At 62.5% G+C, this 22,789-nt stretch carries 22 protein-coding genes and 1 tRNA gene; 8 read left to right on the forward strand and 15 right to left on the reverse strand.

Going from position 1 to position 22,789, the window contains the following annotated elements; translation table 11 throughout:
• Nucleotides 1–10 precede the first annotated feature (10 nt).
• Both tdh and LCM24_RS04590 read left to right on the forward strand, forming a co-directional pair.
• Nucleotides 11–1,039 carry an L-threonine 3-dehydrogenase gene (gene tdh / locus LCM24_RS04585; protein ID WP_224802939.1) on the forward strand — a complete coding sequence of 343 codons (1,029 nt, stop codon included), beginning with the start codon at nt 11–13 and terminating at the stop codon, nt 1,037–1,039.
• A 9-nt stretch (nt 1,040–1,048) separates the two neighbouring features.
• Nucleotides 1,049–2,233, forward strand: a complete 1,185-nt coding sequence (locus tag LCM24_RS04590; RefSeq protein ID WP_224802940.1) for a glycine C-acetyltransferase — start codon at nt 1,049–1,051, stop codon at nt 2,231–2,233.
• A 51-nt stretch (nt 2,234–2,284) separates the two neighbouring features.
• Here the strand turns inward: LCM24_RS04590 and LCM24_RS04595 are convergent, their stop codons facing one another.
• From LCM24_RS04595 to LCM24_RS04635, 9 genes are all read right to left on the reverse strand, one after another.
• Complete coding sequence (locus LCM24_RS04595) at nt 2,285–2,413, reverse strand: DUF2474 domain-containing protein (RefSeq protein WP_224802941.1); 129 nt, start codon at nt 2,411–2,413, stop codon at nt 2,285–2,287.
• Nucleotides 2,413–3,408, reverse strand: coding sequence for a cytochrome d ubiquinol oxidase subunit II (cydB, locus tag LCM24_RS04600; protein ID WP_224802942.1), 996 nt, complete (start codon nt 3,406–3,408; stop codon nt 2,413–2,415). The genes LCM24_RS04595 and cydB overlap by 1 nt, the downstream gene beginning before the upstream one ends.
• Nucleotides 3,408–4,850, reverse strand: coding sequence for a cytochrome ubiquinol oxidase subunit I (locus LCM24_RS04605; RefSeq protein ID WP_224802943.1), 1,443 nt, complete (start codon nt 4,848–4,850; stop codon nt 3,408–3,410). Before LCM24_RS04605 ends, cydB begins: the two co-directional genes overlap by 1 nt.
• 74 nt (nt 4,851–4,924) lie before the next feature.
• Complete coding sequence (locus LCM24_RS04610; RefSeq protein WP_224802944.1) at nt 4,925–6,682, reverse strand: SulP family inorganic anion transporter; 1,758 nt, start codon at nt 6,680–6,682, stop codon at nt 4,925–4,927.
• A gap of 15 nt (nt 6,683–6,697) precedes the next feature.
• On the reverse strand, nt 6,698–7,921 hold the full coding sequence (locus LCM24_RS04615; protein WP_224802945.1) for an FAD/NAD(P)-binding oxidoreductase: 1,224 nt from the start codon (nt 7,919–7,921) through the stop codon (nt 6,698–6,700).
• On the reverse strand, nt 7,918–8,328 hold the full coding sequence (locus LCM24_RS04620; protein ID WP_224802946.1) for a TIGR01244 family sulfur transferase: 411 nt from the start codon (nt 8,326–8,328) through the stop codon (nt 7,918–7,920). Before LCM24_RS04620 ends, LCM24_RS04615 begins: the two co-directional genes overlap by 4 nt.
• Entirely contained in the window at nt 8,328–8,747 is a 420-nt protein-coding gene (locus LCM24_RS04625; RefSeq protein WP_221563379.1) for a DUF6691 family protein, read from the reverse strand. Before LCM24_RS04625 ends, LCM24_RS04620 begins: the two co-directional genes overlap by 1 nt.
• Nucleotides 8,744–9,205: a YeeE/YedE family protein gene (locus LCM24_RS04630; RefSeq protein ID WP_224802947.1), complete on the reverse strand. Its 462-nt coding sequence runs from the start codon at nt 9,203–9,205 to the stop codon at nt 8,744–8,746. Before LCM24_RS04630 ends, LCM24_RS04625 begins: the two co-directional genes overlap by 4 nt.
• Nucleotides 9,202–10,134, reverse strand: a complete 933-nt coding sequence (locus LCM24_RS04635; RefSeq protein ID WP_224802948.1) for an MBL fold metallo-hydrolase — start codon at nt 10,132–10,134, stop codon at nt 9,202–9,204. The genes LCM24_RS04630 and LCM24_RS04635 overlap by 4 nt, the downstream gene beginning before the upstream one ends.
• Before the next feature lie 72 nt (nt 10,135–10,206).
• Between LCM24_RS04635 and LCM24_RS04640 the strand changes: the two genes are divergently transcribed.
• The 3 genes from LCM24_RS04640 (at nt 10,207) to LCM24_RS04650 (ending at nt 12,850) form a co-directional block, all read left to right on the forward strand.
• A complete protein-coding gene (locus LCM24_RS04640) occupies nt 10,207–10,863 on the forward strand; it encodes a peroxiredoxin (RefSeq protein ID WP_224802949.1) in 657 nt (218 codons plus the stop codon).
• A complete protein-coding gene (locus tag LCM24_RS04645; protein WP_224802950.1) occupies nt 10,860–11,198 on the forward strand; it encodes an ArsR/SmtB family transcription factor in 339 nt (112 codons plus the stop codon). The genes LCM24_RS04640 and LCM24_RS04645 overlap by 4 nt, the downstream gene beginning before the upstream one ends.
• Nucleotides 11,199–11,311: 113 nt before the next feature.
• Entirely contained in the window at nt 11,312–12,850 is a 1,539-nt protein-coding gene (locus tag LCM24_RS04650) for a hypothetical protein (protein ID WP_224802951.1), read from the forward strand.
• A gap of 59 nt (nt 12,851–12,909) precedes the next feature.
• On the opposite strand, the gene LCM24_RS04655 is transcribed toward LCM24_RS04650, so the two are convergent.
• Nucleotides 12,910–12,996 (reverse strand) — tRNA-Leu (locus LCM24_RS04655).
• Between the two features lie 172 nt (nt 12,997–13,168).
• On the opposite strand from LCM24_RS04655, the gene LCM24_RS04660 reads away from it, so the two are divergent.
• Nucleotides 13,169–14,119 (forward strand): complex I NDUFA9 subunit family protein, encoded by a 951-nt coding sequence (locus LCM24_RS04660; RefSeq protein ID WP_224802952.1) that lies wholly within the window; start codon nt 13,169–13,171, stop codon nt 14,117–14,119.
• Nucleotide 14,120: 1 nt separating this feature from the next.
• Here the strand turns inward: LCM24_RS04660 and LCM24_RS04665 are convergent, their stop codons facing one another.
• Nucleotides 14,121–14,987, reverse strand: a complete 867-nt coding sequence (locus LCM24_RS04665; protein ID WP_224802953.1) for a dienelactone hydrolase family protein — start codon at nt 14,985–14,987, stop codon at nt 14,121–14,123.
• A 129-nt stretch (nt 14,988–15,116) separates the two neighbouring features.
• Between LCM24_RS04665 and LCM24_RS04670 the strand changes: the two genes are divergently transcribed.
• Nucleotides 15,117–17,264: a PQQ-dependent dehydrogenase, methanol/ethanol family gene (locus tag LCM24_RS04670; RefSeq protein ID WP_224802954.1), complete on the forward strand. Its 2,148-nt coding sequence runs from the start codon at nt 15,117–15,119 to the stop codon at nt 17,262–17,264.
• Here LCM24_RS04670 and purU read toward each other — a convergent pair whose 3' ends face one another.
• Both purU and LCM24_RS04680 read right to left on the reverse strand, forming a co-directional pair.
• Nucleotides 17,265–18,119, reverse strand: a complete 855-nt coding sequence (gene purU, locus LCM24_RS04675) for a formyltetrahydrofolate deformylase (protein WP_224802955.1) — start codon at nt 18,117–18,119, stop codon at nt 17,265–17,267.
• 143 nt (nt 18,120–18,262) lie between these two features.
• A complete protein-coding gene (locus LCM24_RS04680) occupies nt 18,263–19,912 on the reverse strand; it encodes a YadA-like family protein (RefSeq protein WP_224802956.1) in 1,650 nt (549 codons plus the stop codon).
• A 197-nt stretch (nt 19,913–20,109) separates the two neighbouring features.
• Between LCM24_RS04680 and LCM24_RS04685 the strand changes: the two genes are divergently transcribed.
• On the forward strand, nt 20,110–20,469 hold the full coding sequence (locus LCM24_RS04685; protein WP_224802957.1) for a MarR family winged helix-turn-helix transcriptional regulator: 360 nt from the start codon (nt 20,110–20,112) through the stop codon (nt 20,467–20,469).
• 61 nt (nt 20,470–20,530) lie between these two features.
• Here LCM24_RS04685 and LCM24_RS04690 read toward each other — a convergent pair whose 3' ends face one another.
• Nucleotides 20,531–21,547 carry an NAD(P)H-dependent flavin oxidoreductase gene (locus LCM24_RS04690; RefSeq protein WP_224802958.1) on the reverse strand — a complete coding sequence of 339 codons (1,017 nt, stop codon included), beginning with the start codon at nt 21,545–21,547 and terminating at the stop codon, nt 20,531–20,533.
• A 65-nt stretch (nt 21,548–21,612) separates the two neighbouring features.
• Nucleotides 21,613–22,785 (reverse strand): formate-dependent phosphoribosylglycinamide formyltransferase, encoded by a 1,173-nt coding sequence (purT, locus tag LCM24_RS04695; RefSeq protein WP_224802959.1) that lies wholly within the window; start codon nt 22,783–22,785, stop codon nt 21,613–21,615.
• Between the last annotated feature and the right edge of the window lie 4 nt (nt 22,786–22,789).

A 22,789-nucleotide genomic window follows, 5' to 3' on the forward strand; every position in this document is an offset into this window, starting at 1 on the left:
GAGACGGTTTGTGAAGGCATTGGTCAAGGCCAAGGCGGAAAAGGGGCTCTGGCTCCAGGACGTGCCCGAGCCCGAGGTCGGCTCGAACGACGTGAAGGTGAAGATCCGCAGGACCGCGATTTGCGGCACCGACATGCATATCTGGAACTGGGACGAATGGGCCCAGCGCACGATCCCCGTTCCCATGACGGTCGGTCACGAATTCGTCGGCGAGATCGTCGAGTTCGGCGACAACGTCTCCGGTTTCGAAGTCGGCCAGATCGTCTCGGGCGAAGGACACGTCGTGTGCGGACGGTGCCGCAATTGCATGGCCGGTCGCCGCCACGTGTGTGCCGACAGCCAGGGCATCGGCGTGAACCGCCCGGGCGCATTCGCCGAATATCTCGTGCTCCCGGCAGCGAACCTGTGGGTGCACCAGCAGGGCATCGACCTCGATGTCGCATCGATCTTCGATCCCTTCGGCAATGCCGTGCACACCGCGCTTCAGTTCGACGTGCTGGGTGAAGACGTGCTGATCATCGGGGCGGGTCCCATCGGCATCATGGCTGCCGCCGTCTGCCGTCACGCAGGCGCGCGCCACGTCGTCGTCAGCGATCTCAACGAAGACCGCCTCGCTCTCGCGCTCAAGATGGGCGCCACCGCGACGGTCAATCCGACCAAGCGCACGATCGAGGACATGCAGCGCGAACTCGGCATGGCCGAAGGCTTCGACGTCGGCCTCGAAATGTCGGGATCGCCCGCGGGCTTTGCTTCGCTGATCGACAACATGGCGCATGGCGGAAAGGTCGCAATCCTCGGCCTGCCTGCAGAAGCGCCGAAGGTCGACATGGACAAGGTCATCTTCAACATGCTGACGCTGAAGGGCGTCTATGGCCGCGAGATATTCGAGACCTGGTACAAGATGTCGGTCTTCATCCAGTCGGGCCTCGATCTTTCGCCGATCATCACCCACCGTCTGCCGGTCGACCGCTTCGAGGAAGGCTTCGCGGCCATGGCCTCGGGCGAGGCCTGCAAGGTCGTGCTGAACTGGGATAATTGAGGAAATACGATGAGCCAGCGCTTTTACGAACATCTCGCCCAGGAACTGGAGAGCATCGAGGAACAGGGCCTGTTCAAGTCCGAACAGGAAATCACCTCGCCGCAAAGCGGAACCGTCGACCTCGGATCGCGCAAGGTCGTGAACCTGTGCGCGAACAATTACCTCGGCCTCGCCGATAACGAGGAAATCCGCGCGGCATCGCGCGAAGGGCTCGACACCCATGGTTTCGGCATGGCCTCGGTCCGCTTTATTTGCGGCACGCAGGACATCCACAAGCAGTTGGAGCAGAGCATTTCGGACTTCGTCGGCTTCGACGAAACGATCCTCTATCCCTCCTGCTTCGATGCCAACGCGGGCTTGTTCGAAACGCTGCTGACCGCCGAGGATGCGGTCATTTCCGACGCGCTCAATCACGCCAGCATCATCGACGGTGTGCGCCTGTGCAAGGCGCAGCGCTATCGCTACGCCAATAACGACATGGGCGAGCTGGAAGAACGGCTGAAGGAAGCCGATGCCGCCGGCGCCCGGTTCAAGCTGATTACGACCGACGGCGTCTTTTCCATGGACGGGTTCATCGCCCGCCTCGACGAGATTTGCGACCTTGCCGAAAAATACGACGCGCTCGTCCATTTCGACGATTGCCACGCCACCGGCTTCCTTGGCGAAAACGGCCGCGGCACGCATGAATATCGCAATTGCATGGACCGGGTGGACATCACCACCGGCACGCTCGGCAAGGCGCTGGGCGGGGCAAGCGGTGGCTACACCAGCGCGCGGCCGGAGATCGTATCGATGCTGCGCCAACGTTCGCGCCCGTACCTGTTCTCGAACTCGGTCGCGCCGCCCGTGGTTGCAGGTTCGATCAAGGCGCTCGAGCTCGCCCGCCGCGGCGAACAGCGCGCCAAGCTGTGGGAGAACACCCGCTATTTTCGCGAAAAGCTGGAGGCCGAAGGGTTCGACATCCTGCCGGGCGAGCATCCGATTATCCCGATCATGCTCTACGATGCGAAGGATGCGGCCGATTTCGCCGCCCATGCCCGCGCCAACGGGATATACGTGACCGCCTTCTCGTTTCCCGTCGTCCCGAAGGGCAAGGCCCGTATCCGCACGCAGATGTCCTCCGCCATCACGCGCGACGACATCGACCATGCGGTGGACGTTTTCACGCAGTCGCGGGCCAGCCTCGGCAAATAAGCGCGGAAAGAAATTGAGTCCTGCCCCGGCTCCATGCGCAGCCGGGGCAGCTCAGACCTTCAGCCAGAAGCGGATCACCATCGCCACCGCGCCCAGGACGGCGACGCTGGCGAGCCAGATCGCGGCCATCCAGGCCAGCCGCTTCCATAGCGGCGACTGCGGATCGGTGGGGTCCGCCATCAGTGGTAGCCTTCGTCCGAAACCTTGCCGCGGAAGACCCAATAGGCCCACGCGGTATAGGCGATGATCAGCGGCATTGTGATCGCAACGCCGACAAGCATGAAGAACTGGCTTCGCTCGGGCGCCGCGGCATCCCAAATGGTGAGACCCGGCGGCACGACATAGGGCCACATGGTAACGCCCAGCCCCAGCATTCCGAACAGGAACAGCGCGATCGAGAGCCAGAACGGCTTGCTGTTGCGGTCCGTGCCGATCGCCCGCAGCATCGAAACCGCGATGATCGCCGTGATGATCGGCACCGGCGCGGCGAAGTAGATCTCCGGCGCGGTCAGCCAGCGTTCGGCATATTCGGCGTTGAGGAAGATGTTGTATAGGCTGACTGCTCCCATCAGCACGATCGTGGCAATTGCGGCGCGAAGCGCGAGCCAGCGGGCATGCTTCTGTGCGCCACCATCGAGCTTCCAGATCAGCCACGTGCTACCGAGCAGTGCATAACCTGCGACCACGCCCATCCCGCACAGCAGCGTGTAGGGCGTCAGCCAGTCGAACCAGCTCCCGGCATAGGCCCGGTCGACCACTTCGACACCCTGCAACAGCGCGCCGAGCGTCATGCCCTGCGCCATCGCCGCCACCAGCGATCCGCCGAAGAACGCTGCGTCCCAGAACGGCCGGTGTGCCGGATCGCGCCAGCGATACTCGAAGGCGACGCCGCGAAACACGAGGCCGAGCAGCATGGCGATGATAAGCGGATAGGTGGCAGGCAAAACGACTGCATAGGCCAGCGGGAATGCCGCAAACAGACCGCCCCCGCCGAGCACCAGCCAGGTCTCGTTGCCGTCCCACACCGGGGCGATGGAGTTCATCGCCCGGTCCCGGCCCTGCCCCACCTTAAGGGTCGGGAACAGGATGCCGATGCCGAGGTCGAACCCGTCCATCACCACATAGGCGAAGACGGCGAAAGCGATGATGAAGGCCCAGATGACGGTCAGGTCCATCACACGTCCTCCTTATCGGCAGGAAGCGGCTCGTCATGGCCCGGGTTCTGGGTCGGGCCCGGGGTGATACCGGCCGTGCGGATCGGACCGGTGTCGCCGCGTTTGACCCCTGCTTCGCCTACGTGCGGAACCTTGCCCATCAGGCGCAGGATGTACCACACGCCAACGCCGAAGACGGCGAAGTACACGACGATGAAGGCCAGCAGCGATGCTGCCACGGCCGGTGCGTCCAGCGGGCTTGCGGCATCTGCCGTGCGCAGCAATCCGTAGATCACATAAGGCTGCCGCCCGACCTCGGTGGTAATCCACCCTGCCAGCACGGCCACGAAGCCTGAAGGCGCCATGACGAGCGCAGCCCTGTGCAGCCACGGCCAATCGTAGAGCTTGCGGCGCCACCGCGCGAACAGGCTCCAGGCACCGATGCCGAGCATGGCGAAACCGATCCCCACCATCACGCGGAAGGACCAGAACACCACGCCCACCGGCGGCTCTTCATCGTCCGGGATCGTGTCGAGCCCCGCCATGGGCGCATCGAGATCGTGCTTGAGGATCAGCGAGGACAATTTGGGTATCTGGATCGCGTAGCGGACCGTCTTGGCCTCGCTATCGGGAATGCCAAACAGGATCAGCGGCGCACCGTCGGGATGGCTTTCGAAGTGTCCCTCCATCGCCATGACCTTCTGCGGCTGGTGCTCCAGCGTGTTGAGGCCATGCATGTCGCCTGCGTAAATCTGCAGCGGCGTCACGATCGCCGCCATCCACATCGCCATGGAGAACATCTTGCGGGCGTGCAGGTTGGTGCTGTCCTTGAGCAGGTGCCACGCGCCAACCCCGCCCACGACGAAGGCGGTCGTCAGGTAAGCGGCCATGACAGTGTGCACCAAGCGGTACGGGAAGCTTGGATTGAACACGATGTCCCACCAGCTCGGCCCGGGCAGGAACTGGCCGTTCGCAGCGATCTCGTACCCCGTCGGCGTCTGCATCCAGCTGTTCACCGACAGGATCCAGAAAGCCGACACGAAGGTGCCGAGCGCCACCATGCAGGTCGCTGCGAAATGCAGCTTCTTGCCGACCTTGTTCATGCCGAAGAGCATGACACCGAGGAACCCTGCTTCGAGGAAGAAGGCCGTCAGCACCTCGTAAGCCATGAGCGGCCCGATCACCGGCCCTGCCACATCGGAGAACACCGACCAGTTCGTGCCGAACTGATAACTCATCACGATCCCCGACACGACGCCCATCGCAAAGGCAATCGCGAAAATCTTCAGCCAGTATTTGAACAGGTCGAGATAAATCTGCCGCCCGGTTTTGAGCCACAGGCCCTCGAGTACCATGAGGTAGCTGGCCAGCCCGATCGAAAACGCCGGGAAGAAGAAATGGAAACTCACCGTGAAGGCGAACTGGATGCGCGCAAGCATCAGAGCATCGAGAAAATCGAGCATGAAACGGCCTTACATCATTCGGGGCGACGGGAGCAGTCGAACAAACACAACGGAACTTGCCCCGGGTGCAACAATCAGATCATTCCGCGGGCGAGATAGTGATCCACCGGAGGCGGCGGTTCGCCATTGTCTTTCGAGACTTCGGCAAATGCCCGGTCCTGCGACAGGAAGACCTTGCCGTTCAATTCATCGAGAAAATGCGTGCGCTTCAGCCGGTCCATCACAGGGCCCTTCACCTCGGACAGGTGCAGGCCGATCCCGCCGTCACCGAGGCGATGGTTGATCGCCTCGAGACTCTCGAGGCCGGAAGCATCGATCTCGTTCACGGCACTGCACATTAGGATGACGTGCCTCAGTTCCGGCCGTTCGGCGACACGCTCGAGCACATATTCTTCCAGCCAGCGCGCGTTGAGATAGGTCAGCGCCTCGTCGATGCGGATCGAGAGGACATGCGGCACGGTGAAGACGGAATGCCGCTCGACATTGCGGAAATGTTCGGTCTCCGGCACGCGCCCGACAATGGCGGCGTGCGGACGGCTGGCGCGATAGAGATAGAGCAGGAGGCCGACCGCCACGCCCGTAATCACGCCAAGCTCGACCCCGGCGATCAGGGTGACGGCGATGGTCGCGACATGCGCGGCGAAATCGGCCTTGGAATAGCGCCACAGCTGCCCCGGCGTCTTCATGTCGACGAGGCTCAGAACCGCCACGATGATCGTCGCCGCGAGGGTCGCAATCGGCAGGCTGAACAGCAGCGGGGTAAGGAACAGCGTCGCCAGCGCGATACCGACGGCGGTGAAGGCTCCGGCAGCAGGCGTCTCAGCGCCGGCATCGAAGTTCACTGCCGAGCGGGCAAAGCCTCCGGTGACCGGATAGCCCCCCGAAAAAGCACTGGCGATGTTGGCAGCGCCAAGGCCGATCAGTTCCTGGTCCGGCTCGATGCGTTGGCGGCGCTTGGCGGCCAGCGTCTGGGCGACGGACACGCTCTCCACGAAGCCTATGATCGAAATGAGCAACGCCGGGACCCACAATTGCTGGATCAGCGACAGGTCGGTCGACGGGAGGGCAAACGGCGGCAGGCCCTGCGGGATAGCGCCGACCAGCTTCACACTTTTGTCGCCAAGATCGAGCGCCATTGCGGCCATGATCGTCAGCGCCACAGCAACGACCGGCCCCGCCTTGGCCGTCATGTCGGCGGCGCGAGCGGGAAGGCCCAAGCGTTGCAATGCTGGCTTGGCGCCCTTGCGGACCCAGAACAGGAAGATCGTCGCCGGGATGCCGATGGCAAGCGTCCAGGGATTGGTTTCGGTGATCGAGCTCGCCAGAGACCCGAGCATGCTTGGCCAGTTGTCGCCGCCAGCGGTAATGCCGAGGATGTGCTTCAGCTGGCTGGTTGCGATCAGGATGCCGCTGGCGGTGATGAAGCCGCTGATGACCGGGTGCGACAGCAGGTTCGCGAGGAATCCGGCGCGCAGCAGGCCGAGAATGGCCAGCATGACACCGGACAGCATCGCCAGTGTGATCGCTGCTTCCAGATACTCCGCCGTCCCTTGCGCCGCCACCGCGCCAGCCGCGCTCGCCGTCATCAACGAGACGACCGCGACAGGCCCCACCGCCAGGGTCCGGCTGGTGCCGAAAATGGCATAGAGGACCAGCGGCAGGATAGAGGCATAGAGGCCCACGACCGGCGGCAATCCCGCCAGCAAGGCATAGGCGAGGCTCTGCGGAATAAGCATGATGGTCACGATCACCGCGGCCATCAGGTCGTTGGTCAGGATCGACCGATTATATGTCCGACCCCATTCGAGGATCGGCAGGTAACGCGAGAGCATCAAGCAGGCCCCTCGTTATTGGGCGATAAGCCCGCCGGGTCCGGCAAGCCATTCACGCCCCTTGAGCATGCCGTTCCAGTAGATCCACGGCAAGACGTCAGCCTTGAGCATCCATGAGAGGCGTTGCGGCTTGGTGCCGTCGATCAGCCAAGTGGGGAAGCTGGGCGCGAGCTTCCCGCCGTAGCCGAACTCCGCCAGCACGATCTTGCCGCGTTCGACCGTAAGCGGGCAAGATCCATAGCCGTCATATCCTGCCGTAGGCCCCTTGCCGTCCAGCTGTCGCAGGGCGTTCACAGCCACGACGGGCGCCTGCTTTCGGGCGGCAGCGGCGGTCTTGGCATTGGGTGCAGAACAACCGTCCCCCAGCCCGAAGACGTTGGGATAGCGCACGTGCTGCAGCGTGTGCTGGTCGACATCGACGAAGCCGCTTTCCGCAGCGAGGGGACTGTCGGCGACGAACTGCGGCGCGACCTGGGGCGGAACGACATGCATCATGTCAAAGTCGCGCGTCACTTCGCCATCGTCCGTCGCGAATGTCGCGATCTGGTCATGGCCATCCACGGCAACGAGGTTGTTGCCCAGCTTGAGCGCGATGTCGTATTTCTCAACATAGCTCATCAGCGCGGGGACATAATCCTGCACGCCGAAAAGCACGCCGCCTGCGTTGCAGAACTCGACTTCGATATCGCCAAGGTTGCCGCTGCGGTTCCAGTGGTCGCAGGACAGGTACATCGCCTTCTGCGGGGCGCCTGCGCATTTGATCGGCATCGGCGGCTGCGTGAAGAGCGCCTTGCCCGATTTCATCCGCTGCACCAGCTCCCATGTGTAGGGAGCAAGGTCATAGCGATAATTGGAGGTAACGCCGTTCTTGCCGAGAGTTTCTTCAAGACCCTCGATCTTTTCCCAGGCGAGACGAATGCCCGGCGCCATGACCAGGACATCGTAGCCGATCTCGCTGCCATCCTCGAGCTTCACGAGATTGTTCTCGGGCTGGAAGGACGCGGCGCGCGCCTTGATCCAACTGACGCCCTTCGGCAGCACACTCGCGGTGGAACGGCGTGTCTGTTCGGGTTGGAAAACGCCGCCGCCGACCATGGTCCAGCCGGGTTGATAGGCATGGAAGTCGGACGGCTCGACGATGGCGATGTCGAGATCCGATCGCCGCCGCAGCATGGAAGCAGCCGTAGCGATCCCCGCAGAACCGCCGCCTATCACAACGACCTGGTGGGATTGTTTCATGTCAGCTGCCCTTCGATGGCGGATAGATCGTAGCCGGCGGCCTTCGCCCGCTGAACGCGTTCGGCAGGGCTCACGCCATCCGGGTTGGCGAGAGTATCGAGCGTGATCGAGCGAGTGCCGGTCCGGCAGTAAGCGAGGATAGGGCCGCCCGAGCCGCGCCTTACCGCTCGGAAAGCCGCCACCGCACCGTCGGGAAAATTGCCGCCGGAGACGGGGATATGGTGGAAGGCCATGCCCTGCTCTTCGGCAGCGCGCCTGATGGCCGCCACTTCAGGCTGGCCTTCTTCCTCGCCGTCGGGCCGGTTGCAGATCAGTGCGACGATCCCACGCTCGTGCAGCGTGGCGACGTCTTCGGGCCTGATTTGCGGAGCGACCGCAAATTCGGGGGTGACCTCGGAAATTTCCATTACGCGTTCCCTTCGACCAGCCGCACGAGGAACATGCCCGCCAGCATCGAGACGACGAAGATGGCGGCGCTTGCCGGTTCGATCACCAGCGCAGCTATGCCCGGCCCCGGACACAGTCCGGCTATCCCCCAGCCGACCCCGAACAGGGCAGACCCGCCGATCAGGCGGCCGGTCAGATCGCTACGATCGGGCAAAGAGAACTTCTCAGCAAACAGCGGGTGCGCCATGTGCTCGCGAAAGCGCCAGGCGATCGCCATGACGATGACGGCTCCGCCCATGACAAAGGCCAGGGTCGGGTCCCAGTCGCCGAAAATGTCGAGGAAGCCGCGCACGCGAGCCGGATCGGTCATGCCGCCGAGCGCGAGACCCGCGCCGAAGAGCGAACCGGACACCAGCGGGGGAAGGAGACGGCGCATCATGGCAGCACCTCCAGGCCGGCAGCATTCATGATCGCGACGGTCGCGATACCGGCGGCCATGAATGTCAGCGTTGCAACGATGGACCGCTGCGAAAGGCGGCTGACACCGCAAACGCCATGCCCGCTGGTGCAACCGCTGCCGAGCCGCGTGCCCACTCCGACGAGCAGACCTGCGACGATCAGGTAGATCGGGCTTGCAAAGCTGGGCTCCATCCCGCCCGAGGCGATCGCGACGATGGCGGCCCCGACCGGCAAGCCGATCAGGAACATCCAGGCGCTCGATGTGGACATGCCGCTGTCGCTTATGCCCGTGGCCCGCGCCGCGATGCCAGACACGCCCGCGATCCGGCCAGCGCCGAGCAACATCAGCGCCGCCGCCAGGCCGATCAGGATGCCGCCGAACAGGCCGTCCATCGGTGCCGCATCGGGGAATGCGGAGAGTGTGAAAGCCGCGATCATACCGCGTTCACCGGTATCTTGATGTAGCTTACACCATTCTCTTCGGGCTCGGGCAGGCGACCACCGCGGATGTTCACCTGTACCGAAGGCATGATGAGCGTCGGCATCGCCAGTGTCTTGTCGCGCGAGGTCCGCATCTCGACAAACTCGTCCTCGCTCACGCCGTCCTTCACATGGACATTCTCAGTGCGCTGCTGACCCACTGTGGTTTCCCACGCATATTCGTCACGGCCCGGTGCCTTGTAGTCGTGGCACAGGAACAGACGCGTGTCGTTAGGCAGCGAAAGCAGGCGGCGGATCGACTGGAACAGCTGCCGCGCATCGCCGCCAGGGAAGTCGGCCCTCGCGGTTCCGAAGTCCGGCATGAAGATCGTATCGCCCACGAATGCCGCGTCACCGATGATGAAAGCCATGTCGGCAGGGGTGTGACCGGGCACGTGCAGCGCAATGCCTTCGATTTCGCCCAGCTTGAACGTCTCGCCATCGGTAAACAGGTGATCGAATTGCGATCCGTCGCGCTCGAAGTCGGTGCCGGCGTTGAACAGCTTGCCGAAAACCTCTTGCACGCGGACGATCTCCGCGCCGATGGCCAGTTTGCCACCGAGCTTTTCCTGCAGATACGGCGCTGCCGAAATGTGGTCGGCATGGGCATGCGTTTCGATCAGCCAAGTCACTTTCAAATTATTCGAAGTGACATATTCGATTATCCGGTCGGCAGAGCCGTAGGACGTGCGTCCGGCGGCAGCCTCGTAATCCAGGACCGAGTCGATGATCGCCGCCTCGCAGCTCACCGGGTCATGCACTACATAGCTGACCGTATACGTTGCCTCGTCGAAAAAGCCCGCAATCGTCGGGCGAAGAGCCTTTTCAGCTCCGGCGCGATTGATTTGGTCCGTTGCAGCCTGAAGGGCCGTGTCGTTGCCAGCCATAGCCAAACTCCTTTATTTACGTTAAATGTGTATATGTATTGCTTTTGCAGAGTCAAGTGGTAAGAACGAGCCATGACCATCGAGCACCCCACACCGCAGCAGGCCGCGGGCCTGCGCATTGGCGACTTCGCACCTGATTTCGAGGCGCGCAGCACCGTCGGGCCGGTGCGCCTGAAGGATTTCCGCGAGCGGTGGCTCATCCTTTTCTCGCATCCTGCCGACTTCACACCCGTCTGTACGACCGAGTTCGTGGAGCTCGCGCGGGAAGCTAAGGAATTCGAGCGTCGCGATTGCGCGCTCATGGCACTTTCGGTCGACAGCCTGTTCTCGCATTTCGCGTGGCTGCGCCTGATCCGCGACCGCTTCGATGTCGAAGTGCGCTTTCCGATCGTCGAGGATCCGACCCTCGTGATCGGGCGCGCTTTCGGCATGGTGTCCCCGCAGGATAGTGACAGTGCTACCGTCCGCTCGACCTTTTTCATCGATCCGGAAGGCGTTGTCCGGGCGATGACTTGCTACCCGGCAAACATGGGCCGATCGATCCCGGAAATGCTGCGCATGCTCGATGCCTTGCAGGCGATCGACGAACAGAACGGATTGGCGCCCGCCAACTGGACGCCCGGCACGCCTCTTCTCCAACCGCCAAGCCAGACACTCGACGACGTCTTTGCCGCGCAGAGGGAAACCGATTGGTTCCTGCGAAAAGCGGGCAATGGAGCTGAAGCATGAGCGAGAACGCGCCGATCGCCGAGCTCAAGGCGCTCGCCCACCCCTTGCGCTTCCAGATACTCCAGGTCCTCAAATCGGGAGAGCTCAACGTCGGTGAGATCGAGCAGGCTACGGGCATCGGCCAACCGGCCCTTTCGCAGCAATTGGGCGTGCTCAGGAAAGCCGAGCTTGTCGAAACCCGTAAGGAGGCGAAGCTGGTCTACTACAGCCTCGCTGCCGACCGCCTCGCCAAGCTGGCAGCGCTAATCGGCAACTCCGACGCAGGCCAGGACGCGCAAACCCGCCAGACCCGGCGGCCAGCACCCGGTGTCGCGAACTTCGCGCGCCTTTCGTGAAGGTCCGGGCCTCACGCCCTGCAATTGCGGTGTTTCGCATTTGCTGGAGAGGGCGTTTCCGGCAATTGTGACGATACACCTCTCAGCTCTCGTTGACCGGAGAACGATCGAATATGCACGATAAGGACAATCTTCCTGTCATCGTCGGCGTAGGCCAGGTGGTCGACCACTGGGATGGACAGGATGCCGAAAAGGCGCCGCATCCGCTCGCGATGATCCGGGCTGCGATGACCTTGGCGATCGAGGACACGAGCAGCAGCAATGTCGGCCCTGCGATTGACTGCGCAGCGTTTATTCGCACGTTTCCGGACTCGCTGAGGGAACCGGTTATCCCCTTCGGCACGATCAGCAATTTGCCGCAGGCCGTGTTGGCGAAGACAGATCTTGCACCCCGCCAGGTGATCTATTCAGCTGTTGGCGGTGACCAGCCACAGGCGATGGTCAATGAACTCGCCGCATCGCTGGCATCGGGCGAATGCGAGGTCGCAATAATTGCAGGCGGAGAGGTCATTGGCGCCATGAAGGCGGCGATGAAGCACGGACACCGGCTGGATTGGTCGGATGGGACCGACGGCCCGGTCGAAGACCGTGGTAAAGGCGAACCTCTCCTTTCCCGTTACGAGCTGACCAATGGTCTCGGGATGCCGCCCCAGACCTATGCCGCGCAAGAACAGGCATGGCGGGCACGACATGGCCTTTCGACCGCCGGATGGCGCGAGCTTGCCAGCAAGATGTTTTCCAGGTTCTCCGAGGTGGCAGCCGCCAACGAATACGCGCAGTTTCCAAAGGCATTGAGCGCCGAATTTCTCGCCACCCCGTCGAGAGAGAATTACCCGATGTGCGACCCGTTGCTGAAATGGCATGTCGCACAGGACGCCGTGAACCAGTCGGCTGCGCTGGTCATGACCACCGTCGGCAAGGCACGCGAACTGGGCATCCCGGAAGAAAAGCAGATTTTCCTGCACGGCCATGCCGACATCAAGGATGCGCTGGTTTCCCAGCGGCCCGACCTGTCTCGTTCCGCGGCGATCGAATTGGCGCTCGAACAGGCGTTGACGGCATCGGATCTCAAAAGTTCCGACATCGCGCATCGTGATCTCTACAGCTGTTTCCCGATCGTCCCCATGCTCGCCGCAGAAGCACTCGGGCTCGATCCTCTGAATGACCGGCTGACTGTTACCGGAGGGCTGCCGTTCTTCGGCGGGCCGGGTAACAACTATTCGATGCACGCCATCGCCAGCATGGTCGAGACACTGCGAAACGATCGTGACGCCTACGGCCTCGTCCTCGCCAACGGGGGCTTCATCAGCAAGGAGTCTGTCGGCATCTATTCGGCCGCTGCACCCACAACCTGGGCTCCTATCTCCAGTGAAGCGCGACAAGCCAAAATCGCTGAACGGCCTGAAATTGCGCTAATCAACGAGGACTGCGAGGCCGAGGTTGAGGCATATACCGTGATTCACGGCAGGGATGGCCCGGCCAGTGCTTACGTCATTGCTCGCAACGAGAATGGACGCGTCATAGCACGGGTCGACACGCAGGACGCCAACTCCGGATCAGTCCTGGCAGAAAGCGAAGATCTGGTCGGGAAGAAGGTTTCGGTGGTCCATCGAGACGGCGTAAACTTCGTCTCGGGCCTTGCGAGAGCTTGAGCACGGAGACAGTCGCAAACCTATCAGGTTCGCGCTTGCGCTTTCGAGGCCGATGGAAATGGTGCCCAGAAGAGGACTCGAACCTCCACGCCCTTGCGAGCGCCGCCACCTGAAGACGGTGCGTCTACCAATTCCGCCATCTGGGCACACTTTGCACGACCGGTCATCCTTCGCCGGCCCGCAGGTAGGAGCGCGCCACTAGCGAAGGGGGGCGATTCTTGTCAACTGCAATCGCGCTACTTGGAACGCTTGCAGGCACGCGCAGGTTGTGGCTAGGGGCGCAACACGAATTCTAGACCGGAAAAGACAGGCATCAAAATGGCAAAAGACAGCGCACTGAACGGCAAGCTGGTAGTGCTGATGGGCGGAAGCGGCTTCATCGGCAATTACGTGGCGCAGGCGCTGCTGGAGCGGGGCGCGCGCGTGCGGATCGCCAGCCGCAATCCCGAAAAGGCATTCAAGCTCAAGCCTCTCGCCAATCTCGGCCAGATGCAATTCGCCCGCTGCGACGCGACCAACCGCCGCAGTGTCGAACAATGCATCGAAGGCGCCGATGCAGTGGTAAACCTGGTCGGTTCGTTCGAAGACAATCTTCGCACGCTCATGGGCGAGGCCCCAGGCTGGATGGCAGAGGCCGCAGCCAAGGAAGGCGCGAGCGCGTTCGTCCATATCAGCGCGATCGCCGCAGAGCCCGACGAGGACACTTCGAACGATTATGCAGCGGCGAAATGCCTCGGCGAAAAGCGCGTGTTCGAAGCCTTCCCCAATGCAACCGTGCTGCGCCCATCGATCCTGTTCGGCAAGGACGACAATTTCCTGAACATGTTCGGGCAGCTGATCTCCACCCTGCCCATCCTTCCCGTCTTCGGACCGGATTCGGAACTTCAGCTGGTCTATGTCGACGATGTTGCCGAAGCCGTCGCGCGGACCCTCGAAGACCCCGGAAAGTTCGGCGGGAAGACCTTCGAGCTGGGCGGCCCGGAAAAGCTGACCATGCTGGAAATCAATCGCCGGATTGCCGAAGCCCAGCGCCGCAAGCGCACCTTCCTGCCGATGCCCGATCCGCTCTCGGCAACCTTCGCCGCGCTGCCCGGCACGCCGATGAGCAGCGACCAGTGGAATTTGCTGGCGCAAGGCAACACGGTTTCAGGCGACTTTCCCGGCTTCTCCAAGCTCGGCATCGAGCCCAAGCCGCTCGGCCTGTTCCTCGACAAGTGGATGACGCGCTATCGCAAGCACGGCCGCTTTGCAGAACGCCTGAGCGCGTAAGCTACAGCGCTTCCTTGTAGAGGACCAGCAAGCGCGCCCACGCACGCTCGGCCTGTTCCTGGTCGTAGGCGGGTGAATCCGGCACGCACCAGCCGTGATCGGCGGGATAGACTTCTATCTCGGTCCGGTTGTTTACATCCTGAGCGGCAGCACGCAGCGAAGTTTTCGCTTCGGGCTGCTTCGCATCGTCATCCTGCGAAATTGCGATGAGATAATGGCCATCGTCCTGCAACAGGCGATGGGGGCTGTATTCGCCGTCCCGCACCAGGCCTCCGCCGTGAAAGCTTGCTCCGGCTGAGATCATGTCTTCCGACCGTGGGCCCAGCACGGCAAAGCTGCCGGTCATGCAATAGCCTTGGACGCCCACACCCCGGTTTGGTTCGACCGCAGGCTGTTCCTGTAGCCAGGCAGCGCAGGACGCATTGTCGCGCTGGATGGTTTCATGGTCGAAACGCGCTCGCCAAGGCTTCACCTTGTCCCATCCGCCATTCCCGGCAAAATCCGCGAAATCTTCGAACTGCTGGCCGGATACATCCCGATAATAGGGGTTGGCGAGAAGGACGGCATAACCAGCCTCCGCAAGCCGGATTGCCATGAGGCGCTTGGCCGGCCTGATGCCCGCAATGTCGGGCCAGAAGATCACCGAAGGGTGTGTCCCGTCGGAGGGATGAAAGAACTCGCCGTCCATGGTCCCGTCAGGGGTGGCGAAACTGACCGTGCTGCGCATGATGATGTTCTCGGTCGCGTCTTCGCTTGTCGGCTCCATCGAGGTGCAGGCAGCTGCCGTGCCGGCAAGGGCACCTGCACCGAACGTCCGCCTGGAAATTCCGCTCCGTGCCCAATCGGCCAAGCGTTCCTGATCACACATCGCAGTCTCTCCTCTACCCCGTCCGCAGACCAACCTAGACCAGTCCTCGCGATGGACAAGGCCCGAGTTCGAAGGCAGGATGCAATCGGGTTGAGCGGTCCGGGAAGACCGATGAGGGAGACATTAGCGATGAAATACGGTTTGGCGGCTGCGGCCGCGCTGCTGCTTGCGTCGTGCAATTCGGCGGAGAGCGAGGGCGGCATCGACGCGATGCGCCTGGTCAATGCAGACCAGGACAGCGCGAACTGGATCAGTCATGGCCGCACCTATTCCGAACAACGCTTCTCCCCGCTCGACCAGGTCAACCGCGAAACCGTGTCGGATCTCGGCCTCGCCTGGTTCGTGGATATGGATACCGCACGCGGGCAGGAAGCCACGCCGCTCGTGATGGATGGCAAGCTCTACGTGACGACCGCGTGGAGCAAGGTCTTTGCTTTCGATGCTGCTACCGGAGAGCCGCTGTGGAGCTATGATCCGCAGGTCCCCGGCGAAACCGGTGTGAAGGCCTGCTGCGATGTCGTGAACCGCGGCCTCGCTGCATGGGGCGACAATCTCTATCTCGGCACGCTCGATGGGCGCCTGGTCGCGCTCGACCGCGAAACCGGCGAGGTCGCCTGGGAAAAGGTGACTGTCGACCAGTCGAAGAGCTACACCATTACCGGCGCACCGCGCGTCATCGACGGCAAAGTGCTTATCGGCAATGGCGGGGCCGAATTCGGCGTGCGCGGTTACATCGCCGCTTATGACGCGGAGGATGGCGACGAGCTCTGGCGCTTCTACACCGTGCCTGGCGGCGCGAACGAGGATGAGCCCGAATATCTGAAGGCGGCCGCCGCGACCTGGAGTGGCGACGTGCTCGGCAGCGAGGACGGCATCGGCGGCGGGGGCACCGTGTGGGATTCTATGGCCTACGATCCGGAACTCGACCTGCTCTATTTCGGGGTTGGCAACGGCAGCCCGTGGAACCGCGCCTATCGCAGCCCCGGCCCCGACGGAAAAGGCGAGGGAGACAACCTTTACCTCTCCAGCATCGTCGCCATCCGGCCCGATACCGGCGATTATGTCTGGCACTACCAGACAACGCCGGGAGAGACCTGGGATTACACCGCCACCCAGCACATCATCCTTGCCGACATGGAGATCGACGGGCGCGAGCGGCAGGTGCTGATGCAGGCCCCCAAGAACGGCTATTTCTATGTCTTGGACCGTGCGACGGGCGAATTCCTGTCCGCCAAGCCGTATATCCCGCAGAACTGGTCGACCGGTATGTCGGAGGACGGCCGACCCGTCATGAACCCGGAAACGCGGGTCGATATTACCGGCGAGCCGGCGCTGGTCATGCCCGGACCGCTCGGCGGGCATAACTGGCACCCGATGGCGTATCACCCGGACGAGAATCTCGTCTACATTCCGGCATTCGAGGCTGCGATGCTCTATGCGCCCGAAGCCAATTGGAAACCCGACCGGGCGCGCGGGTTCAACGTTGGATACGATCTTGGCGCAGGCGATCTGCCGCCCGACCTTGGCATCCGGCGAGAAGTCCAGGGCACGATCAGCGGCAAGCTGCTGGCCTGGGACCCGGTGGCGCAAGAAGTGCGCTGGGAAGTCGAACATCCCGGACCGTGGAACGGCGGGCTCCTGGCGACCGGCGGCGGCCTGGTGTTCCAAGGCAATTCGGGCAGCGAATTCGCGGCCTACAACTCCGCCACCGGCGACAAGCTATGGTCGTTCGCAGCGCAAACCGGCGTAGTCGCACCGCCGATGACCTATACCGTCAACGGCGAGCAATATGTGGCCGTGCTGGCAGGCTGGGGCGGCGCTTTCGCTCTGTCGGTGGACGGTGAACTCATCGACCAGATGAAGCCGGTGCGAAACATCAGCAGACTGCTGGTCTTCAAGCTGGGCGGTGAGGCACAGCTTCCTGCCGAGCCTGACTTCGCGCTCGCGCCGCTCGATCCGCCGCTTTCACGGGCGAGTGCCGAGACGATCGATCTAGGACGGGCGAAATACGCTCGCTACTGCGCCGTCTGCCACGCGCCTGCAGCAGTCGGATCGACGGAATTGCCCGATCTGCGCCGCTCCGGCGCGCTCGAGAACCCCGCCGCATGGCTTCAGATCGTCCATGGGGGCGCATTGCAGGACAATGGCATGGCAAGCTTTGCCGGTTCGCTTTCCGAGGACGAGATCGAGGCCATCCGCCAGTATGTCATCAAGCGCGCCAACGAAGACAAGGCGATGGAAGCTGAGCGCGCCAAGACGCGGGTGGCGAAGCGCTGATCAGCTGCGGAAGACGACCGTTCGCTTGCCGTTGAGGAGCACTCTTTCCTCAAGGTGCAAGCGGACGGCTTCGGCCAGCACGCGGCTTTCGATCTCGCGGCCCTTCCGGACAAGCTCGTCGGGGCTGTCTGCGTGGCTGATCGGTTCTGCCGACTGGTGGATGATCGGGCCTTCGTCGAGATCGGCAGTGACGTAGTGCGCGCTCGCGCCGATCATCTTGACCCCGCGCTCGTACGCCTGGTGATAGGGCTTGGCGCCCTTGAAACCCGGCAGGAAAGAGTGGTGGATGTTGATGCACCGCCCGGCGAAGTGCGCGGCCTGATCGTCCGAAAGGATCTGCATATAGCGCGCCAGGACCACCAGCTCCGCTTCGCACTCTTGCGCGATCCGGCGGACTTCGGCTTCCTGCGCCGCTTTCGTTTCGCGGGTTATGGGCAGATGGTGGAAAGGTACCGAGCCGATGTCGGTATGGGCGATGGCGTCCCGCGGATGGTTGGATATGATCGCCACCGGATCCATCGGCAATTCACCGATCCGCCAACGGTAAAGCAGGTCTGCGAGGCAGTGATCGAACTTGCTGACCATCAGCAGCACACGCCGGGGCCGATCCCGCAAGGCCAGCTTCCACTCCATCGCGAACTCACCGGCTAGGGATGAGAAGTCACTGCGAAGTCGCTCGCGCCCTGTCGAGCCGGGATCGAACTCGACCCGCATGAAGAACGCGTCAGAGCCCAGGTCGTTGAATTGCTGCGCCTCGAGAATATTCCCGCCGCGTTCGAACAGGAACGAGGCCACGCGCGCGGTAATCCCGGGTCGATCAGCGCAGGACAGGGTCAGGACAAGAGGTTCGGACATGCGTCGCTAAATGACCGCCTCCATGCCGGAGAACAAGCTGGAGTTCCTCGACGGCTTCAAAGCCACGCTTGTGACACCAAAAACGGCCCGGAGATCGCTCTCCGGGCCGCCTCGGTGTAGTCAGCCAATAAGACTGCTAGGAGTTACCAGCCGAAGATGATGCCGACACGGCCACCGACCTTGCCGTTCTTGTTCAGGCCGCCGCCGATACCGGCAGTGATCGCAACCTTGTCGCTGACACGGATGCCGGCGTTGGCTGCGATTGCGTTGGCACCTTCGTAGAAACCGCCTGCAACCGACAGGTTGAAACGCGTGTCGGGCAGGAAGCCCATGCCGCCCAGTGCGATCGCCGTAGCGGTCGAGCTGGAGATACGGTCATCGAGCTGGTCGATGCGTGCTTCGACGAGACCAACGCGACCACCCAGGCCGTCGATCTGGGTCTGCAGAGCAGCGTCGCCAGCGATACGGGCGTTTTCTTCTGCAGTCAGCTGATCGAGGAGCTGAGCGTCGGCAGCGGCACGCGCTTCCGATTCAGCGACGATCGCATCGGCGTTGGCGGTGATGCGCGTGTCGTATTCGACCAGCGTTTCTTCGACGACCGTGATGCGAGCCGAGTTGTCGGCGATGTTCGCAGCGTTAGTCGCGATGTCGGCGGTGTTGGTCGTGATACGCTCTTCGTGATCGACCAGAGCAGCGATCACTTCGACTTCGCTGTTCGTCTCATCAGCGCGCGGGTCGCCGAGAAGAGCCTGCGAAGCAGCAGCGATTGCCGCATTGTCACTTTCGGCAGCCGGGACGAGAACGTCGCGAGCGCGAGTGAAGGTGTTGGTCGCATCATCGAGTGCGTCGAACTGTGCCTGCTCGACAACAGCCTGATCCGCAGCGGCGGTTGCGTCGTTGCTGAGGGTGTTAAGGCCATTTGCATTGGCAGCGTAGCCGCCGCCAGCAGCGGTGATCGCGTCAACAAAATCATCGTTCGAAGCGAGCGAGGTGTCGAGTGCCGTAAGGGCGTCCGAGAAGTCGTCGTTCGCAGCAACAGTCGCGTCGGCTGCGTCGTTGAACGCGGTCTGTGCGGCGGTCAGTTCTGCGGCGGCTTCGTTTGCGATGGCCAGAGCATCGGCACGATCTTCTTCGGCAGCGTCCAGAGCGAGCTGAGCGTCGGCACGGTCGGCCAGAGCGTCATTCAGAGCTGCGAGGTTCGCAGTGGTCTGGTTGGCGTCATAATTTGCCTGGGCGGTGTCGACAGCATCCTGAGCGTCCGACAGATCGGTCTGGGCAGCGCCGAGAGCGACGTTGGCATCGGTCAGATCGTCAGCAGCCGCATCGAATGCGGTCTGCGCATCGGTCTGAGCGGCCAGAGCTTCCGCTTCGGCAGCCTGGGCGGCTTCAAGAGCGGCCTCGGCAGATGCTACATCGTCGAACGCGGCGAGGTTGTCGTCGGTGAGCGTGGCTTCGACTGCAGCCAGGTCCGTTGCGAGAGTATCGGCAGCATCATTGGCTGCGTCGAGTTCTGCCTGCGCGGTTGCGACTTCAGCTTCGGTCGGAGCCGTCTGCTCGATCTTGCTGTCGAGATTGTCATAGGCACCATCAGCAAAAGCGCCGTAGTCCGTCGAGCCAATGAAGACGTCGAAATCACCGGGTTCGGAGCACTGAACAGTACCGTCCGAAAAGCGGAAGCAAGTTTCATCCGAAGCCTGCGCGGCCGCGGGCGAAGCAACCAGAAGCGCGCCCCCTGCGACGCTCGTCATCAGGCCGGCAACAGCTGCACGACCCGCAATATTCATAGTACGCATAAAGTAACCCCTCAAAAGGTATTTAACATTTATTAAACCAGGCGATCCGAGGACCCAGTTGACGTGGAGCTACGCGATTTGTAGGGGCATTCATATCGCTTTTGAGGTCTTATATTATATATACAAGATATACTTGTAGGCCTTTTATTCATATAATACTTGATGCAAATAATGGTTGGCATCTCGCTATTCGGTGAATGCTTGGGGGCCATTTACAGATTTTGGTCGATGGTCGGGTGTATTTCCCGCGAATCGGAACGGGCGGGCAAGTGCAGAAACTATTAGAGAATTTTTCGAACGAGTTCGGTCGTTCGGGGGTCGAGGTGTTCACTATTGAGGGCAGGATTATTATCCATCTTCTCAACAACGGCAGTTCGCGAATCAAGGAATTGCTGCACGCCTCGGGCTCCTCTTATCGCGGCTTTTATCTCGCGATCGAGCGCCTCAAGGCCAAAGGCCTGGTGACGGCGGATATCGACCCGAACGACAGGCGCGCGCGGCTCATCCGGCTGAACGAAATACCCGAACAGCTGCGGATGATGGAAACCGAATGCTGACTGCGCGGGGCCTCACCTAAGGCGGGCCGCCATACGAATTACCAGAAGGATCGAGCCTGAGTTAGCGGCGCGACAGGGCCTCTTCGCTCTGGGCCATCAGCTTCTGGATGATGTCGGCGACAGGCTCTTCCGCTTTCAGCATCCCGACGGACTGGCCTGCCATCAGGCTGCCGTTTTCGACGTCGCCGTCAATCACCGCACGGCGCAGGGCACCAGCCCAATAGTGTTCGATCTGCAGCTGAGCTTCTTCCATCGCGATTTCTTCGCGGTCGAGGGTGCCGGCGACTTCGCGCTGCTTGGCAGTGAACTCTTCCGTACCCTTGTTCTTCAGCGCCCTCACCGGGATGACGGGCAGGCGCGCGTCGACCTGCACGCTTGCAACGGCGTCGCGCGCATTGGCGCGGAAGAATGCTTTCTTGAAATCGGGATGGGCGATGCTTTCACTCGCGCAGGCGAAGCGGGTGCCGAGTTGCACCCCTGCAGCGCCCATTTCGAGATAGCCTGCAATCGCCTGCCCGCGTCCGATGCCGCCCGCGACGAAGATGATGTGGTCCTCGGCCAGTTCGGGCAGCATTTCCTGCGCCAGTACGCTGGTCGAAACCGGGCCGATGTGCCCGCCCGCTTCCATGCCTTCAATGACGAGTGCGTCCGCGCCCGAGCGGAGGAGCTTCTTCGCCAGGGCAAGCGTGGGGGCAAAGCAGATCACCTTGGCGGGATTGGCGCCGCCCTTGATGGCTTCGACGCTGCCCTTGGGCGGAATGCCACCTGCCAGCACGACATGGCTGACACCTGCCTTGTCGCATACTTCGATGAGGTCGAAGAGCTGCGGATGCATGGTGATGAGGTTCACGCCGAACGGCTTGTCGGTCAGCTTTTGCGTCGCCGCAATCTCGGCTTCGAGCAATTCGGGCGTCATCGCGCCGCATGCAATAACGCCAAAGCCACCGGCGTTCGAAATAGCGGAAACGAGGTTTCGCTCCGACACCCAGCTCATCGCACCGCACAGGATGGCGGTTTCGGATCCGAGGAAGTCGGCGCCGCGCTGCATCAGGCGGTCGGTCTTGGGATAGCTGCTCATGGCAAAAGCGCTTACGGCGCAAGCGCCCTTACGGCAAGCGGATGGCCGCGCCTTTGCGCAACGTTCTAACCGGCGACATCGCCGTAATGGATCCTGACCTTGGCCGCCGCATCGCGGGCCTTCCGCCGCGCCTCGTCGGTATCGCCTGCCGTCGCCAGCGCCACGCCCATCCGGCGAAAGGGTCGACTGGTCGGCTTCGAGAAGATGCGCAGGTCCGTGCCGGGCTGGGAGAGGGCTTCTGCCAGCCCGCTGTACGCAAGCGCATCGCTGTTCTGGCTCGCCAGGATGACGGCACTGGCGGAGGGGCGCGCGCGCAGTTGGTCGGGCACCGGCAGACCGAGGATGGCGCGTGCGTGGAGGTCGAACTCGGTCAGGTTCTGGCTGACCAGCGTCACCATGCCCGTGTCGTGCGGGCGGGGACTGAGTTCGGAGAAGATAACCTCCTCGCCCTTGACGAAGAACTCTACGCCGAACAGACCGTGGCCGCCCAGTTCATTGACCACGGTGCGCGCCATGTCCTGGGCTTTCGCGATCGCCGCATCGCTCATCGGCGTGGGTTGCCAGCTCTCCTGGTAATCCCCGCGCTCTTGCCGGTGGCCGATCGGCGGGCAGAAGCTCACGCCATCCTTGTGCCGGATGGTCAGGAGAGTGATCTCGTAGTCGAAGTCGACGAACTGCTCGACGATGACGCGGCTGCGGTCGCCGCGCATATTGGCGCAGGCGTAATCCCAGGCCGGCTCGAGCCCGTCGTCGTCGCGGACCGTGCTCTGGCCCTTGCCGGACGAGGACATCACTGGCTTGATGACACAGGGAAACCCCGTGTGCTTTGCCGCTGCGCGCACCTCGTCGAGGTTCTTCGCATAGCGGTATTTCGAGGTCACGAGACCGAGATCGTGCGCGGCGAGGTCGCGGATCGCATCGCGGTTCATGGTCAGCTGCGCCGCCCTGGCCGAGGGAACGACATTGAAACCCTCTTCCTCCAGTTCGGCGAGGACCGACGTGCGAATGGCTTCGATCTCCGGAACGATATAGTCCGGCTGGTGCCTTTCGGCCGCGTCTCGCAGCTTTTCGCCGTCGAGCATCGAGAAGACCTCGCGGGCATCCGCCAGCTGCATCGCGGGTGCATCGTCATAGGCATCGCAGGCCACGACATATGCCCCAAGGCGCTTGGCGGAGATGACGAATTCGCGGCCCAGTTCCCCGGATCCGAGAAGGAGAATCTTTGCAGTATGGCTCATTTCA

Source organism: Qipengyuania aquimaris (genome assembly GCF_020171965.1).
GTDB lineage: Bacteria > Pseudomonadota > Alphaproteobacteria > Sphingomonadales > Sphingomonadaceae > Qipengyuania > Qipengyuania aquimaris_A.

Coding starts and splice junctions, on each gene's coding strand:
- LCM24_RS04590 (WP_224802940.1), top strand. CDS start 1,049: ATGAGCCAGCGCTTTTACGAACATCTCGCCCAGGAACTGGAGAGCATC.
- LCM24_RS04595 (WP_224802941.1), bottom strand. CDS start 2,413: ATGGCGGACCCCACCGATCCGCAGTCGCCGCTATGGAAGCGGCTGGCC.
- cydB (WP_224802942.1), bottom strand. CDS start 3,408: ATGGACCTGACCGTCATCTGGGCCTTCATCATCGCTTTCGCCGTCTTC.
- LCM24_RS04605 (WP_224802943.1), bottom strand. CDS start 4,850: ATGCTCGATTTTCTCGATGCTCTGATGCTTGCGCGCATCCAGTTCGCC.
- LCM24_RS04610 (WP_224802944.1), bottom strand. CDS start 6,682: ATGCTCTCGCGTTACCTGCCGATCCTCGAATGGGGTCGGACATATAAT.
- LCM24_RS04615 (WP_224802945.1), bottom strand. CDS start 7,921: ATGAAACAATCCCACCAGGTCGTTGTGATAGGCGGCGGTTCTGCGGGG.
- LCM24_RS04620 (WP_224802946.1), bottom strand. CDS start 8,328: ATGGAAATTTCCGAGGTCACCCCCGAATTTGCGGTCGCTCCGCAAATC.
- LCM24_RS04625 (WP_221563379.1), bottom strand. CDS start 8,747: ATGATGCGCCGTCTCCTTCCCCCGCTGGTGTCCGGTTCGCTCTTCGGC.
- LCM24_RS04630 (WP_224802947.1), bottom strand. CDS start 9,205: ATGATCGCGGCTTTCACACTCTCCGCATTCCCCGATGCGGCACCGATG.
- LCM24_RS04635 (WP_224802948.1), bottom strand. CDS start 10,134: ATGGCTGGCAACGACACGGCCCTTCAGGCTGCAACGGACCAAATCAAT.
- LCM24_RS04640 (WP_224802949.1), top strand. CDS start 10,207: ATGACCATCGAGCACCCCACACCGCAGCAGGCCGCGGGCCTGCGCATT.
- LCM24_RS04645 (WP_224802950.1), top strand. CDS start 10,860: ATGAGCGAGAACGCGCCGATCGCCGAGCTCAAGGCGCTCGCCCACCCC.
- LCM24_RS04650 (WP_224802951.1), top strand. CDS start 11,312: ATGCACGATAAGGACAATCTTCCTGTCATCGTCGGCGTAGGCCAGGTG.
- LCM24_RS04660 (WP_224802952.1), top strand. CDS start 13,169: ATGGCAAAAGACAGCGCACTGAACGGCAAGCTGGTAGTGCTGATGGGC.
- LCM24_RS04665 (WP_224802953.1), bottom strand. CDS start 14,987: ATGTGTGATCAGGAACGCTTGGCCGATTGGGCACGGAGCGGAATTTCC.
- LCM24_RS04670 (WP_224802954.1), top strand. CDS start 15,117: ATGAAATACGGTTTGGCGGCTGCGGCCGCGCTGCTGCTTGCGTCGTGC.
- purU (WP_224802955.1), bottom strand. CDS start 18,119: ATGTCCGAACCTCTTGTCCTGACCCTGTCCTGCGCTGATCGACCCGGG.
- LCM24_RS04680 (WP_224802956.1), bottom strand. CDS start 19,912: ATGCGTACTATGAATATTGCGGGTCGTGCAGCTGTTGCCGGCCTGATG.
- LCM24_RS04685 (WP_224802957.1), top strand. CDS start 20,110: ATGCTTGGGGGCCATTTACAGATTTTGGTCGATGGTCGGGTGTATTTC.
- LCM24_RS04690 (WP_224802958.1), bottom strand. CDS start 21,547: ATGAGCAGCTATCCCAAGACCGACCGCCTGATGCAGCGCGGCGCCGAC.
- purT (WP_224802959.1), bottom strand. CDS start 22,785: ATGAGCCATACTGCAAAGATTCTCCTTCTCGGATCCGGGGAACTGGGC.